Annotated in this window: 14 protein-coding genes; 10 read left to right on the top strand and 4 right to left on the bottom strand. The window is 74.9% G+C overall.

Annotated features, from left to right (window positions below; genetic code table 11):
• The first annotated feature begins 12 nt into the window (after nt 1-12).
• Entirely contained in the window at nt 13-1170 is a 1158-nt protein-coding gene (locus tag ABT263_RS03485; RefSeq protein WP_352287064.1) for a hypothetical protein, read from the top strand.
• On the opposite strand, the gene ABT263_RS03490 is transcribed toward ABT263_RS03485, so the two are convergent.
• The gene (locus tag ABT263_RS03490) at nt 1167-2591 is read right to left on the bottom strand and encodes a glycosyltransferase 87 family protein (protein ID WP_352287067.1); all 1425 of its coding nucleotides are present in this window, start codon (nt 2589-2591) and stop codon (nt 1167-1169) included. The two genes, ABT263_RS03485 and ABT263_RS03490, sit on opposite strands and share 4 nt — an antisense overlap.
• A gap of 244 nt (nt 2592-2835) precedes the next feature.
• Here ABT263_RS03490 and ABT263_RS03495 point away from each other — a divergent pair, with 244 nt between their 5' ends.
• Nucleotides 2836-3975, top strand: coding sequence for a glycosyltransferase family 4 protein (locus ABT263_RS03495; protein WP_329487296.1), 1140 nt, complete (start codon nt 2836-2838; stop codon nt 3973-3975).
• 47 nt (nt 3976-4022) lie between these two features.
• Here ABT263_RS03495 and ABT263_RS03500 read toward each other — a convergent pair whose 3' ends face one another.
• Nucleotides 4023-5816, bottom strand: a complete 1794-nt coding sequence (locus tag ABT263_RS03500; RefSeq protein ID WP_352287069.1) for an AMP-dependent synthetase/ligase — start codon at nt 5814-5816, stop codon at nt 4023-4025.
• 323 nt (nt 5817-6139) lie between these two features.
• On the opposite strand from ABT263_RS03500, the gene ABT263_RS03505 reads away from it, so the two are divergent.
• The 5 genes from ABT263_RS03505 to ABT263_RS03525 all read left to right on the top strand — a co-directional run bounded on the left by ABT263_RS03505 (nt 6140) and on the right by ABT263_RS03525 (nt 10332).
• Nucleotides 6140-6574: an SRPBCC family protein gene (locus ABT263_RS03505; RefSeq protein ID WP_329487294.1), complete on the top strand. Its 435-nt coding sequence runs from the start codon at nt 6140-6142 to the stop codon at nt 6572-6574.
• 25 nt (nt 6575-6599) lie between these two features.
• Complete coding sequence (locus ABT263_RS03510) at nt 6600-7772, top strand: ArsA family ATPase (RefSeq protein WP_352287071.1); 1173 nt, start codon at nt 6600-6602, stop codon at nt 7770-7772.
• Between the two features lie 182 nt (nt 7773-7954).
• Complete coding sequence (locus tag ABT263_RS03515) at nt 7955-8314, top strand: DUF5304 family protein (protein WP_329487292.1); 360 nt, start codon at nt 7955-7957, stop codon at nt 8312-8314.
• Nucleotides 8315-8506: 192 nt separating this feature from the next.
• Nucleotides 8507-9451, top strand: coding sequence for an ROK family glucokinase (locus tag ABT263_RS03520; protein ID WP_329487291.1), 945 nt, complete (start codon nt 8507-8509; stop codon nt 9449-9451).
• A gap of 137 nt (nt 9452-9588) precedes the next feature.
• Nucleotides 9589-10332, top strand: coding sequence for an endonuclease/exonuclease/phosphatase family protein (locus ABT263_RS03525; RefSeq protein WP_352287074.1), 744 nt, complete (start codon nt 9589-9591; stop codon nt 10330-10332).
• Nucleotides 10333-10392: 60 nt separating this feature from the next.
• On the opposite strand, the gene ABT263_RS03530 is transcribed toward ABT263_RS03525, so the two are convergent.
• Both ABT263_RS03530 and ABT263_RS03535 read right to left on the bottom strand, forming a co-directional pair.
• A complete protein-coding gene (locus ABT263_RS03530) occupies nt 10393-11139 on the bottom strand; it encodes a hypothetical protein (protein ID WP_352287076.1) in 747 nt (248 codons plus the stop codon).
• Between the two features lie 10 nt (nt 11140-11149).
• A complete protein-coding gene (locus tag ABT263_RS03535) occupies nt 11150-11944 on the bottom strand; it encodes an alpha/beta hydrolase (RefSeq protein ID WP_352287078.1) in 795 nt (264 codons plus the stop codon).
• Between the two features lie 192 nt (nt 11945-12136).
• On the opposite strand from ABT263_RS03535, the gene ABT263_RS03540 reads away from it, so the two are divergent.
• Genes ABT263_RS03540 through ABT263_RS03550 form a run of 3 tightly spaced genes read left to right on the top strand, consistent with a single transcriptional unit; the run spans nt 12137 to nt 14864 of the window.
• Complete coding sequence (locus ABT263_RS03540; RefSeq protein WP_329487287.1) at nt 12137-12955, top strand: lysophospholipid acyltransferase family protein; 819 nt, start codon at nt 12137-12139, stop codon at nt 12953-12955.
• Between the two features lie 42 nt (nt 12956-12997).
• Nucleotides 12998-14188 (top strand): MacS family sensor histidine kinase, encoded by a 1191-nt coding sequence (gene macS / locus ABT263_RS03545; protein WP_329487286.1) that lies wholly within the window; start codon nt 12998-13000, stop codon nt 14186-14188.
• Nucleotides 14181-14864: a response regulator gene (locus ABT263_RS03550; protein ID WP_396486880.1), complete on the top strand. Its 684-nt coding sequence runs from the start codon at nt 14181-14183 to the stop codon at nt 14862-14864. Before macS ends, ABT263_RS03550 begins: the two co-directional genes overlap by 8 nt.
• Nucleotides 14865-14893: the final 29 nt, after the last annotated feature.

Raw genomic sequence — 14893 nt, forward strand, 5'->3', positions numbered from 1 at the left:
CCCGCCGATGCCGTGACACGCCGCCGCGCACTGTCGCGGCGCGGGGCCCTGCTGCTCGCGGCGGGCGGACTGGCCCAGCTGTCGCTGCCCCGGGCGGCTCCGGCGGCCTCCGTGGCCGCGGTGGCGGACCAGCGGGCCGAGGTGGCCGCGCTGCTGGCCGAGCGGGCCCGGACGCTGACCGCCCCACCGTCCGCGCCCCCGGTGGAGGCGGCCTACCGCAACCTCGTGCTCGGTCCGGCCGGTCGGCCGGACCGGCTCACCGCCACTGCCGAACTGACCGTCCGGGTGACCGGCTACGACGCCTACCCGGTGGTCCACCAGCGCCGGCTGGAGCTGTGGCGGACCGGCGGGGGCTGGCGGGTCGAACGCGAGGACGGCCCGGACGGGCCGGCGCCGCTCTGGGACTTCGGGACCGTCCGGGCGGCGGCCGGCGCGCACTGCCTGGTGCTCGGCCTGGCCGACGGTCCGGACCCGGCGCAGCTCACGGCCGTGGCCGACCGGGCCGTCCCGGCCGTCACCGCGCTCTGGGGCACCGCCTGGCCGGGCCGGCTGCTCCTGGAGCTGCCCGCCACCGAGGAGCAGTTCGGCCGGCTGCTGGACGCCGACCCGGCGGGCTGGACCGGCATGGTGGCGGTCACCACCGCGGCGCCCGGCGCCCCCCGGCACACCCCGGCCGACCGGGTGCTGGTCAACCCCGGGGCCTACCGGGGGCTCAGCGACTTCGGCCGCCAGGTGGTGATCACCCACGAGGCCGTGCACGTGGCGACCCGGGCCGACACCCGGGCCTGGACGCCGCTCTGGCTCTCCGAGGGCGTCGCCGACTGGACCGGCTACCGGGACTCCGGCCGCTCGCCCCGGCAGATCGCCCCCGAGCTGGCCCGGGACGTCGCCGCCGGCCGGGTGCCCTCGGCGCTCCCCGCCGACCGGGACTTCACCGCCGGGGCCGACGGCATCGCCCAGGCCTACGAGCAGGCCTGGCTGGCCTGCGACCTGATCGCCCGCCGCTTCGGGCCGGACCGGCTGGTCGGCTACTACCGGGCGGTCGGCGCGGCGGGCGCGGGCGCGGGCCGGGAGGAGCAGTCGGACCGCGTCCTGCGGGACGAGCTGGGCCTGGGACTGGCCGAGTTCACCGCGCTCTGGGTCACCGAGGTCCGCCGCCTGGCGGCCTAGCGCCGCCGCTGGGCCGGCGGCCGGTCGATGCCGTCCAGCAGGTCCTGCTCGTACGCGATCCCCGGGCGCACCGGGTAGCCGTTCGCCGACACCGGCTCCGGCTCCGCGCGGTCCAGCACGACGGTCGGCGGGAGCTGGGCGGTCCCGCGGGTCGAGCGCCAGAGCCGGACGCAGGAGAGCCCGGTGGCGGCCAGCAGCAGCAGGTTGCGCAGGGTCAGCGCGGTGACGGCCCAGGGCTCGCTGCCGACCAGCTCGCTGAAGAGCAGCGGGAACTCCACCACGGTCAGCGGCGTCGCGGCCAGGACCAGCAGCGCCACCGGGCGCTGGCTGGTGCCGCGCACGGTCAGGCAGACCGCCGCCACGCCGACCAGCCAGACCAGGTACTGCGGGCTGATCACCCGGCTGGTCACGGTGAAGATCAGCAGCGCGGCCAGCGCCGCGTCGTACATGGTCGCCGCGTTGCGGCGCTTGGCGGTGAAGCGCCAGAGCAGCAGCCAGGCGAAGCCCAGCAGGCTGCCGGCCAGCATCACCTTGCCGACCACGTTCACCCACGGCCCGAGCATCTCGACCGAGCCGTAGTTCATCGTCACCCTGCCGTCCCAGGCGCCGGCCATCCGGGCGAAGTGCAGCGGCAGCGCGCCGACCGACTCCACCTCGACGCCGCGGTCCTTCTGGAAGGTCAGGAACTCGAAGGCGCCGTTCATCCCGGCCGCCAGCAGGAAGCCCACCGAGACGGCGGTGGCCGCGGCGGCGGTCCAGGAGCGGCGGGTGCGGCGGCCGGACGGGGTGCCGATCAGGCCGATCAGCGGCCAGATCTTGATGATCCCGCCCAGCCCCAGCAGGATGCCGCCGATCGCCGGGCGGCGGATCAGCGCCAGCAGGCCGGCCACCGCGACGGCGGTGACGATGACGTCGTACCGGTTGTAGATCATCGGACCGAGCAGCGGCACGCCGGCCACCCAGACCCAGGCACCGGTCAGGGCCCGGCCCCTGCGCAGGCCGGTACGCACCAGCAGGGCCATCGCGACCGCGTCGGCCAGCCCGCAGATCACCCAGAAGGAGACCAGGTACGACCAGGGCAGCAGCCCGGGCAGCATGATCACCAGGGCGGCGCCGGGCGGGTACTGCCAGGTCACGTCGTCCAGCGGGAAGGTGCCGGTCTGCAGGACGCCGTACCAGCCGTGGTAGATCAGCCAGACGTCCGTGGTGATGTCCCCGCCGGCCATCCGCAGCACGCCGGTCACCAGCAGCAGCAGCAGTGCCCGGGAGGCCAGCCACGTCCCGCCGAGCGCGCAGAGCGCCCCGGTACGCCGGGAGGGGCCGGTGGGGGCCGGTACGGGCTCCTGGCGGACGGCCAGCGCCGTGCCGGGGCCGTCGGCGCCGCTGGGTGAACCGGACTTGGTGGCCGGGGCCAACTCCACTGCGCTCCCTCGTTCGTCTCGGACGTCCCACCGGAGGCGTCGCGCGACGGACGCCCGGGCGGCCGGTGCCGGGCGCGGCGCCACGTTCGGCGGGGCCGCACCGGCTGCCTAGGTTCTAGGACAGACCCGGGGGAGAAACGGTTGCCGTGCGCGGATCCGTTCCCGGCGGGTCGTGGTGTTGACCTATCGTACGGATCACCCAGCGGTACACCGAGCACCCCCCGACCGAGCGAGCCGTGGCCAGATGCACAAGACCTTGATCGTCACCAATGACTTCCCGCCGCGACCCGGCGGCATCCAGGCCTTCGTCCACAACATGGCTGTCCGTCAGCCCGCCGGGAGCATCGTGGTCTACGCGTCGACCTGGCGCGACGGCGCCGAGGTCGCCCGCTTCGACGCCGAACAGCCGTTCCCGGTGATCCGCGACCGGACGAAGGTGATGGTTCCCACACCGCGCGTCACCCGCCGGGCCGCCGAGATCCTCCGCGCCGAGAAGTGCGACTCGGTCTGGTTCGGCGCGGCCGCCCCGCTCGGGCTGATGGCGCCCGCGCTGCGCCGGGCCGGAGCCGGCGGCCGGCTGCTCGGCATGACGCACGGCCACGAGGCCGCCTGGGCCCAGCTCCCGGTGGCCCGGCAGCTGCTGCGCCGGATCGGCGCCGGTACCGACACCCTCACCTACCTCGGCGAGTACACCCGCTCCCGGATCGCCGACGCGGTCGGCCCGGAGGCGGCCGCCCGGATGGTGCAGCTGCCGCCGGGGGTCGACGAGCAGACCTTCCACCCCGACTCGGGCGGCGCCGAGCTGCGCCGCCGGCTCGGGCTGGCGGACCGGCCGGTGGTGGTCTGCGTCTCCCGGCTGGTGCCGCGCAAGGGCCAGGACACCCTGATCGAGGCGATGCCGCAGATCCTCGCCGAGGTGCCGGACGCCGTGCTGCTGATCGTCGGCGACGGCCCCTACCGGGCGGACCTGGAGAAGCTCGCCGACGCCCGGGGCGTGCGCCACGCGGTGCGGTTCACCGGCGCGGTGCCGTGGTCGGAGCTGCCCGCGCACTACGGCGCCGGGGACGTCTTCGCGATGCCCTGCCGGACCCGGCGGGGCGGGCTGGACGTCGAGGGCCTGGGCATCGTCTACCTGGAGGCCTCGGCGACCGGTCTGCCGGTGGTGGCCGGGGACTCCGGCGGCGCGCCGGACGCGGTGCTGGAGGGCGAGACCGGCTACGTGGTGCCGGGCGGCTCGCCGGCCGCCGCGGCCGAGCGGATCGTCCGGCTGCTGAACGACGAGGAGCTGCGCCGGCGGCTCGGCGAGGCCGGGCGGCGCTGGGTGGACCGCTCCTGGCGGTGGGACCTGCTGGCCGGGCGGCTGACCTCGCTGCTGGCGGGCTGACGAAGCGGTGCGGGCCCCGCCACCGCGGCGGGGCCCGCACCGTACGGTCAGCGCTGGTAGATCGCCTCGACGTCGGCCGCGAAGTCCTTCAGCACCAGGTTGCGCTTGAGCTTGAGCGACGGCGTGAGGTGGCCGCTCTCCTCGGAGAAGACGGTGTCCAGCAGCCGGAACTTCTTCACCGCCTCGGCGTGCGAGACGGCGGCGTTGCCGTCGTCCACGGCGGCCTGGACGGCGGCCAGCAGGTCCGCGTCCTCCCGCAGCTCGGCCACCGTGGCGGTGGCGGGCTTGCCGTTCAGCTCCTTCCACTTGGGGAAGAAGTCCTCGTCCACGGTGACCAGGCAGCCGATGAACGGCCTGCGGTCGCCGACCACCATCACCTCGCCGATCAGCGCGTGCGCCCGGATCCGGTCCTCGATCACCGCCGGGGCGACGTTCTTGCCGCCCGCGGTGACGATGATCTCCTTCTTGCGGCCGGTGATGGTGAGGTAGCCCTCGGAGTCCAGCGAGCCGATGTCGCCGGTGGAGATCCAGCCGTCCTTCAGCGCCTCGGCGGTGGCCTGCGGGTTGTTCCAGTAGCCGGTGAACACCTGCGGACCCTTGAACAGGACCTCGCCGTCCTCGGCGATCCGGACGGCGGCGCCGGGCAGCGGCTGGCCGACCGTACCGATCTTCGGCTTGTCCCAGGGGTTGAAGGCGGTGGCCGCGCAGGTCTCGGTCAGGCCGTAGCCCTCCAGGACGGTGAAGCCGATGCCCCGGTAGAAGTGGCCGAGCCGCTCGCCGAGCGGGGCGCCGCCGGAGATCGCGTGGGTGGCCCGGCCGCCGAGCGCGGCGCGCAGCTTGCTGTAGACCAGCTTGTCGAAGATCTTGTGCTTGATCCGCAGGCCCAGGCCCGCGCCGCCGGCGTCCAGCGCCCGGCTGTACGCGATCGCGGTGTCGGCGGCCTTGTCGAAGATCTTGCCCTTGCCGTCGGCCTGGGCCTTCGCGCGGGCGGTGTTGTAGACCTTCTCGAACACTCTCGGCACGCCCAGGATCAGGGTGGGCCGGAACGCCGCCAGCTCGGCGGTGACGTCCTTGATGTCCGAGACGTGGCCGAGCTTGATCGGGGCCATCGCGGGGGCGATCTCGGCGATCCGGCCGAGCACGTGGGCCAGCGGCAGGAAGAGCAGCACCGAGCTCTCGCCGGTGCGGAACAGCGGGGCCAGCCGCTCCACGATGTTGCCGCACTCGGCCATGAAGTTGGCGTGGGTCAGCTGGCAGCCCTTGGGGCGGCCGGTGGTGCCCGAGGTGTAGACGACGGTGGCGATCGAGTCGGCCGTCGCCAGCGACCGGCGCTCGGCCACGGTCGCGTCGGTGACGTCCCGGCCCGCCCCGGCCAGCGTCGCCAGGGCGCCGCCCTCGATCTGCCAGGTCTGCCGCAGCAGCGGCAGGCGCCCCCGGACCTCCTCGACCACCGCGGCGTGCTGGGCGGTCTCGGTGAGGACGGCCACCGCCCCGGAGTCGCCGAGGATCCACTCCACCTGTTCGGCGGAGGAGGTCTCGTACACCGGCACGGTGATCGCGCCGGCCGTCCAGATCGCGAAGTCCAGCAGCGTCCACTCGTAGCGGGTGCGGGACATGATGCCCACCCGGTCGCCGGGCTCGATGCCCGCGGCGATCAGACCCTTGGCGGCGGCGTGCACCTCGACCAGGAACTGGGCGGCGGTCAACTCCTGCCACCGGCCGTCCACCTTGCGACTGAGCACCACGACGTCCGGGTGCCGCTCGGCGTTCTGGTGCACGAGGTCGGAGAGGTTACCGCCGCTCGGTACCTGGTAGAGGGCCGGAAGGCTGAAGTCGAGCAAGACTGCTCCTCGTTCGCGACGCTGCGGGACGGCAGGACGTTACTGCCCGGTAGGCAGCTTCGACCAGGGGGGTCGGCTCCGGTGTTCGAAGTGTCACACCTTTACCCGGTCCGACCAGGCCGTGACCGGGTCGTTCGAATGGCACCCTACGGCAGCCCGGACGTGACCGGCGGGTAGCCTGCGAGCGCCCCCGAGCCCGGGGCCGCGCACCCTCCGAGCCCCGGACCTGAGGGATCGCCGGGCGCGATAGCCTGCTCCGGGCGCACCCGACCGAGCAGGCTCGGCCGGGCCGGCAGCAAGGGACGACGCGGAGGGCCATACCCATGGCGGAGCACACCAGGTCGAGCATCACCATCGACGCGACCCCGGCGAAGGTCATGGCCGTGATCGCCGACTTCGCCGCCTACCCGGCCTGGACCGGCGAGGTCAAGGAGGTCGAGGTGCTGGAGACCGCCGAGAACGGCCGCGCCGCCCAGGTGCGCCTGCTGCTCGACGCCGGCGCCATCCGCGACGAGCACGTGCTGGCCTACACCTGGGACGGCGACCGCGAGGTCGGCTGGACGCTGGTGCGCAGCCAGATGCTCCGTTCGCTGGACGGTTCCTACTCGCTCGCCCCGCTGGACGGCGGCCGGACCGAGGTCACCTACCAGCTGGCCGTCGACGTCAAGATCCCGATGCTCGGGATGATCAAGCGCAAGGCCGAGAAGGTCATCATCGACCGGGCGCTGGCCGGACTGAAGAAGCGCGTCGAGGGCTGACGCCGGGAAAGCGGGGCTGGACGGCATGACGGCGACACGCACCATCCTGGTCAGCGGCGACGCGGCGGCGCCCACGGTGGCCGCCGCCACCGCCCTGCACGCCGCCCGGCAGGGGCGGCGCACCCTGCTGCTGGCCGCCGACGACCCGCACCGCACCCTGGACGCCGTCCTCGGCGCCCGGCTGGAGCCCGAACCGGCCCCGTACGCCCCCTGCCTGACCGTGGCCAGGATCGACGAGCAGGCCGCGTTCCGGCACGCCCTCGGCGAGATCGGCGGCCGGATCAAGCCCGCGCTCGACCTGCTCGGCGCCGACCCGCTCGACCCCGAGGAGCTCACCGCCCTCCCCGGCACCGCCCGGCTCGCCCTGCTCCGGGCCCTGCCCGCCGCCGAGGCCGACGTCCTGGTGGTGCTCGCCCCGCCGCCCGCCGAGCTGATCGCCGCGCTCGCGCTGCCCGAGCAGCTGGAGCGCTACCTGGCCCGGCTGGTGCCCGAGCAGCGGCAGGCCGCCCGGGCGCTGCGCCCGCTGCTGGCCGGCCTGGCCGGGGTGCCGATGCCCGCCGACTGGCTCTACGAGGGCCGGACCAAGGCGGCCGCCGCGCTCGCCGAGGCCCGTGCGGCGCTCGCCGCCCCCGGCACCAGCGTCCGCCTGGTCACCGCCGCCGACGCCCACCCGTACGGGGAGCTGCGCCGGATCCGGGCCGGGCTGGCCCTGCACGGCCACCGGCCGGACGCCGTGGTGGTGCACGGCGCGCTGCCGGACGCCGCCGCCGACTCGGCCGACCCCTGGCTGGCCGGGCTGGCCCGGCGCCGGCAGGAGGAGCTGGCCGCGCTGACCGCCGCGAGCGACGTCCCGGTGCTGGTCACCGGGTTCACCGAGGTCACCCTGGAGGCCGTCGCGGACCGCCTCTACGGCGCGGGCGCCGGCCCGGCCCCGCTCGACCCGAAACCGTGGAGCGTCGAGGACCGGCTGGCCGAGGACGGACTGCTGGTCTGGCACCTCGCGCTGCCCGGTGCCGAGCGGGCCGACCTGGACCTGGTGCGGCGCGGCGACGAACTCGTGGTCGGCCTCGGTGCCCACCGGCGGGTGCTCACGCTGCCCTCGGCGCTGCGCCGCTGCACGGTGGCGGGCGCGGGCCTGCACGACGGGGCGCTCGCCGTCCGCTTCGCGCCCGATCCGGCGCTCTGGCCGCGCGGCTGAGCACCCCGCGCGGACGCGACCGGGCCTCCCGCGCCGCCCGGTGGCCGTGCGCCGGTTCGCCCTCCGCGCCGCCCGGTGACCGTGCGCCGGCCCCGATGGCGGGCCGTCGGGGCGGTCGGGCCCGTCCGGTAGCGTCGGGGCCAGGGGCCGCAGGCGCGGCCGGAGCTGAGGAGACGCCCGCGATGACCACTGCCGACGACCGCACCGAGCAGGCCGCCGAGCACCCGTTCGGCCCGGAGCTGGGCCCGCTGGTGGACGAGGTGCGCCGGTTCGCGTCCGTCGTCGGCCAGAAGGCCCAGGAGGCGAGCGCCGACACCCTGATCTCGCTGGCCGGCCTCGCCGAGCGCCTGCGCGAGAAGCAGCCCGAGGTGTACGGCCACCTGTCCGCGGCCGGCACCGGCCTGGCCGCCGCCGGCGGGGAGCTGATGGCCGCCTACCGGGCCGCCGTGGCCGGCCACGAGCACCGCTGGACCGCCGGGGACGCCGCGCGCAGCGAGCGGATCGACCTCGACACACCTGACGGGCCGTCCGACAAGCAGTGAAGCCCGGACTCCCGGGAAGTGACCGTGCGGACCCTTGCTGTGACGGAGCGGGGCGGAATGTACGACTTTTGAAGCTGCTCGGCGAGCTTGGTCGTGAATTGTCTTCGGTTAATGTAGGCGACGGTGTGTACGGGGGCAGGGTTGGACGGTACCGTTCCGTCCAGCGGGAACGAGTGAATAGCTGAGGGACACATGGCTCTGACCATCGGCGTCGACGTCGGCGGGACCAAGATCGCGGCAGGCGTGGTCAACGAGGCGGGCGAGATCCTGGCCCGGACCAGGGTGCCCACCCCGGCCGACCCGCAGTGGGCGGTCGACGCCATCGCGCAGGCCGTGCGCGAGCTCAAGGAGCAGTACCCCGACGTGGTCGCGGCCGGCGTCGGAGCCCCCGGCTTCGTCGACCGCGACCGCTCCACGGTGATCTTCGCCCCCAACATCGACTGGGAGGACGAGCCGCTGCGCGGCCGGATCGAGGAGCTCACCGGCCTGGACACCGTGGTCGAGAACGACGCCAACTGCGCCGCCTGGGCGGAGTTCCGCTTCGGCGCCGCCGCCGAGTACTCGGACATGGTGCTGATCACCGTCGGCACCGGCATCGGCGGCGGGATCGTCCTGGACGGCCGGCTGCACCGCGGCCGGTTCGGCGTGGCCGGCGAGATCGGCCACCTCAACATGGTCCCCGACGGCCTGCCCTGCGGCTGCGGCGGCAAGGGCTGCTGGGAGCAGTACGGCTCGGGCCGGGCGCTGCGCCGCTACGGCCGGGAGATGGCCGCCGCCGACCCCGTGCGCGGCCGGCGGATGCTGGAGCTGAACGACGGCGTCGCCGAGACCATCCGCGGCATCCACATCACCGAGGCGGCCGAGGCGGGCGACCCGCTCGCCCTGGACTGCTACAACGAGCTGGCCGACTGGCTGGGCCGCGGCATGGCCGACCTCGCCGCGCTCTTCGACCCGGCGGTCTTCGTGCTGGGCGGCGGGGTCTCCGACTCCGGCCGGCTGCTGCTCGACCCGGTCGCCAAGGCCTTCGAGCACTACCTGACCGGCGGGGTGCACCGCCCGCGCGCCGAGGTGGTGCTCGCCTCGATGGGCTCCGCCTCCGGCATCGCCGGCGCGGCGGACCTCGCCCGCACCGTCTGACCCACCCACCCCGCACCCGCCGACGGCGGCGGCGCGACCGGAGCCTCGTGGCCCGGCCGCGCCGCCGCCGTCGTGTTCCGCCCCGGCCGCCCGGCCCCTGTCGTACGGTCGACACCGGACGAAAGGGGAGGACCGCCTTGACCACCGGACCGACCGACCTGCCGCCGCCCGGGCCGCGGCGGCTGCGGCTGCTCAGCTACAACATCCGCTCGCTCCGCGACGACCGGCACGCCCTCGTTCGGGTGATCCGGGCGTGTGAACCGGACGTGGTCTGCGTTCAGGAGTCGCCGCGATACTGGCGCCCGCGGGGCCAGGCGGCCTGGCTGGCGCGGGCGACCGGCACCGAGGTGCTGGCCGGCGGCGGCCGGATCGCCGCGGGGCCGCTACTGCTCGGCGGCCCGGGCGTGGAGCTGCTCGCCGTCCACGACCGGCTGCTGCCCAAGACCCGCGGGCTGCACGCGCGCGGCTTCGCGAGCGCGCTGGTCCGGATCGCCGGCTCGGCGCCGTTCGGCGTCACCAGTTGCCACCTGAGCCTGGACGCCGAGGAGCGCCGCGGCCAGTTCGAGCTGCTGCTGGACCAGCTGAAGATCACCGAACTCGGCGTGGTGGCGGGGGACTTCAACGAACACCCGGACGGCGCCGGCTGGCAGCTGCTGGCCGGCCGGCTGCAGGACGGCCATCTCGCGGCGCCCTGGGGCGGCACCTTCACGTCCGTCCCGGAGAACCCCTACCAGCGGATCGACGCCGTCTTCGCGACCCCCGGCGTCCGGGTGCTCGCGTGCGGGGTGCCGCACGGCCTGCCCGGTGTCACCGAGGGCGATCTGCGGGCCGCCACCGACCATCTGCCGCTGCTCGCCGTCCTGGAGCTCCCGGCCGGCTGAACTCCGTGGCCGGGCCGGGGTGACCGGCTCGGCCCGTGTAGGGCCGCCGGTGCGCCGGCCCTACACGACGGCGCCGCCGTGCGGGTCCTCCGGCTCGTCCTCGTCGCGCTCCTTCATCCGGACCACCAGGGTGACGAAGCCACCGAGGAAGGCGGTCACGCCGACCCAGGCCGGCCAGCCGGACACCTCGCGCCAGACCACCGCGTCGAACAGCAGCAGGGCCGGCCCGCCGAGCACGGCGAGCCAGGCGAACTTGGCGGTGACGTCGGCGGCGGGCAGCGGCGGCGGCTCCGGCGGGACGAAGTGGCCCTCGTCCGCCTCCTCGGTCAGCTCGAAGTCGCGCGGGCCCGATCCGGCGGCCGGCATCACCGGGCGGGTGGAGCGGGGCCGCGGCTGCGGTGCCAGGTCGGCGAGGTCGTCCGGGTCGGTGCCCTCCTTGAACCCGCCCTTGAGCTCGCCGCGCGCCCGGAGGTCCTCGACCTCCGGCCAGTCCGGGTTGTTGAGGTCGACGGGGTCGTCGAACTGGGCGACCAGCGCGGCGAAGATCTCGTCCTGCTCGGCCTGGCTGCGTTCGGGCGCGCGCCGCACCCGGGGCGCTTCGGGCGCCGGGGCGGCCTCACCCGAGGCGCCCTCGGTCTTCACGCCGTCGGTCTTCGCGCTCTCGGTCTTGGCGGCCTCGGTCTTGGCGGCCTCGGTCCTCACGCCGTCGGCCTTGGCGGCCTCGGCCTTCGAGGCGTCCGCCTCGGTGTTCTCCGCGTCCTCGCGGGGCGCCTCGTCCCCGCCGCCCGCCGTGCTGCTCTCGTGCACTTCCGGCCCTTCAGCCTTGGTGATCGTCGGATTCGATCCGGGTGACGCCCGCCGCGTGCGCGGGAGCCAGCCGTCGGATGAAGTCCTGGCCGGCCGCGAATATTTCCGCCGCGTCGTGGTCCAGCGTCGCGACGTGGTAGCTGCGCTGGCACAACCGCTCCGTCACGTCGGTCGAGGATATCCGGGCCAGCACCAGTTCCGAGTTGGCCGCCGAGACCACGTGGTCCTGCGGGCTGTGGAAGAGCAGGACCGGCTGGGTCACCTGCGGCAGCCGGCGCTGCACGTCCTTCCAGAGCCGGGCCAGCGACCAGGCGGCGTGCAGCGGCGTCCGGTCGTAGCCGACCTCGACGGAGCCCGGGCGGGCGATGTCGTTGGCGATCCCGGGCAGGCTCGGCACCACGTGGCGCAGCACCGGAAGCAGCACACTCGCGGGGTTGTCGGAACGCACCGACGGGTTGACCAGCACCAGTCCGGAGACCACCGGGCCGTGCAGCGCGGCCAGCCGCAGCGCCAGCCCGCCGCCCATCGACAGCCCGAGGACGAAGACCCGCTCGCACTCGGCGGCCAGCGCCAGCAACTCCCGCTCGACCTCCGCGTACCAGTCCTCCCAGCGGGTCACCTGCATGTCCTGCCAGCGGCTGCCGTGGCCGGGCAGCAGCGGCAGCGAGACGGTGTACCCGGCCGCCGCCAGCTCCTCGGCCCACGGGCGCAGCGACTGCGGCGAGCCGGTGAACCCGTGGCAGAGCAGTACGCCCACCGGCCCGCCCCGGTGGCGGTACGGTTCGGCACCGGGCAGCAGCGGCATGACGGGCTCCTTCGCGGGCGGCGGCGCGTTGGGACGGGGGAGGGCGGAACGGCGGGCTGCGGAAACCGCATCGTCCCACGCGCCCGCACGCGTCGTACACCCCTGCCGGACACCCCGGCGGGGCGGGGCGGGGCGCGGGCGGTGGCCGCGGGGCATTAGGATCGACCGGTCCGCATAACAGGAGGCCCGGCGTTGTTCTACCGACTGATGAAGATGATCGTCGCGCCACTGCTACGGATCTTCTTCCGGCCGTGGATCGAGGGTGAGGAGAACATCCCCGCCGAGGGTGCCGCGATCATCGCGAGCAACCACCTCTCCTTCTCGGACTCCTTCTTCTTCCCCGCGCTGATCAGGCGTCGGGTGACCTTCATCGCCAAGGCGGAGTACTTCAACACGCCGGGCCTGAAGGGCAAGCTGACGGCCGCCTTCTTCAAGGGCGTCGGCCAGCTGCCGGTGGACCGCTCCGGCGTGCGCGGCGCGGGCGAGGCGGCGATCCGCAGCGCGATCGCCGTGCTGGACCGCGGCGAGCTGTTCGGCGTCTACCCGGAGGGCACCCGTTCGCCCGACGGCAAGCTGTACCGCGGCAAGGTCGGCGGCCTGGCCCGCGTCGCGCTGGCCACCGGCGCGCCGGTGATCCCGGTCGCGATGATCGACACCGAGAAGGTGCAGCCGCCCGGCCAGGTCGTCCCCAACTTCGGCATCCGTCCGGGCATCCGGATCGGCCGGCCGCTGGACTTCTCCCGCTACCACGGCATGGAGAACGACCGCTTCATCCTCCGTTCGGTGACGGACGAGGTGATGTACGAGATCATGCGGCTCTCCGGCCAGGAGTACGTGGACGTCTACGCGACCGCCGCCAAGCGGCAGATCGCCGACGACAAGAAGCGTGCCGACGCCGAGCGCAAGGCCGTCCAGAAGGCCGAGCAGGCCGCCGCCAAGGCCGAGAAGGCGGAGGCGGAGAAGGCGCAGAAGGCCGCCGAGCAGGAGCAGAAGGAGAGCGGGTCGGCCTAGGCCGGGAGGCCGGAGTCCGCCCGCAGGGGGAGGGGCACGGAGATGTCGGACGGGAACAGACCCGGAGCGGTCGGCGCGGCGGTGGCGGCCGGCGGCATGTCCGTCGAACTGCCGCTCTGGCGGGCCATCTCGTTCTTCCGGGTGCTGGCGCTCTGCTACGCGGTGCTGCGCTACCTCGACTCGTACCTGGAGTTCCTGCACCCCGTCGCCGGCTGGATCTACCTCGGCGCGCTGACGCTCTGGACGCTCGCCAGCACCCGCGCCTTCGCCGGGCCGCTGCGCTGCACCTGGTACGTGCTCGGCACCGACCTCACCCTGGTCGTCACCGGCATCGTGATGAGCGGGATGACCGACGACCCGGCCCGGATCGCCCACGGCGCGCCCACGCTGCCCACCATCTGGGCGGCCGGCACCGTCCTGGGCTTCGCGGGCCGGGGCGGCTGGCGCTGGGCGGCGGCGGCCGGATCGGTGATCGGGGTGGCGAACATCCTCGGCCACGGCGGTCCGACCGGCGACAACATCCACAACATCGTGCTGCTGATGGTGGCCGGCTGCGCGATCGGCTACGTGATCGAACTGGCCCGCGCCAGCGAGGCGACGCTGACCCGGGCGCTCCAGGTCGAGGCCGCGAACCGGGAGCGCGAGCGGCTCTCCCGCGACATCCACGACGGGGTGCTCCAGGTGCTCGCCCTGGTCCAGCGCCGGGGCGGCGAGCAGGGCCCCGGCCGGGGCGCGGACTTCGCCGAACTCGGCCGGCTGGCCGGCGAGCAGGAGCGCGCGCTGCGGGCCCTGATGAGCGGCGGACCGCTGCCCGCGCAGCGCGCGCCGCTGGAGCCGCAGGACCTGCGCACCCTGCTCGGCCCCTACACGGACGAGCGGATCACCCTCTCCGCCCCCGGCACCCCGGTGCTGCTGCCCGGCCCGGCGGCCGGCGAGCTGGCGGCGGCCGTGGGCGCCGCGGTCGACAACGTCCGCCGGCACGCCGGGCCCGGGGCGCACGCCTGGATCCTGCTGGAGGACGAGCCGGAGGCCGTCACGGTCAGCGTCCGCGACGACGGTCCGGGCTTCGCGGCCGGGCGGCTCGGTGAGGCGGAACAGGCCGGCCGGCTGGGCGTCTCCCAGTCGATCCGCGGCCGGCTGCTGGACCTCGGCGGTACGGCCGAGCTGTACTCGGTGCCCGGGGAGGGCGTCGAGGTCGAACTGCGCGTCCCGAGGAGGGGTTCCGATGGCTGACCAGCCGATGACCGACCGGCCGCCGGTGCGGGTGATGGTCGTGGACGACCACCCGATGTGGCGCGACGCCGTGTCGCGCGACCTCGCCGAGGCGGGGCTGGACGTGGTGGCCACCGCCGGGGACGGCGAGGAGGCCGTCCGCCGGGCCCGCGCCTGCGCCCCGCAGGTGGTGGTGCTGGACCTCAACCTGCCCGGCCTGTCCGGCGCCGAGGCCTGCCGCCAGGTGGTCGCCCAGGATCCCTCGGTGCGCGTCCTGGTGCTCTCCGCCAGCGGTGAGCACGCGGACGTGCTGGAGGCGGTGAAGTCCGGGGCGACCGGCTACCTGGTGAAGTCGGCCGGCCGTGACGAGCTGCTGGACGCGGTGCGCCGCACCGCCGTCGGCGACGCGGTCTTCACCCCGGGCCTGGCCGGGCTGGTGCTCGGCGAGTTCCGCCGGCTGGCCGCCGAGCCGGCCGCCCCGACGGCCCCCGCCGCGCCGCAGCTGACGGCCCGGGAGACCGAGGTCCTGCGGCTGGTCGCGAAGGGCCTGTCGTACCGGCAGATCGCCGACCGGCTGGTGCTCTCCCACCGCACGGTGCAGAACCACGTCCAGAACACCCTCGGCAAGCTCCAGCTGCACAACCGGGTCGAGCTGGTCCGGTACGCGATCCAGCAGGGCCTGGACGACGAGGCCTGACGCCCCGGGGCGGGGGCGCGCCGGACGAA

It is taken from the genome of Kitasatospora sp. NPDC001603 (assembly GCF_040298365.1).
In the GTDB taxonomy this organism is placed as follows: domain Bacteria; phylum Actinomycetota; class Actinomycetes; order Streptomycetales; family Streptomycetaceae; genus Kitasatospora.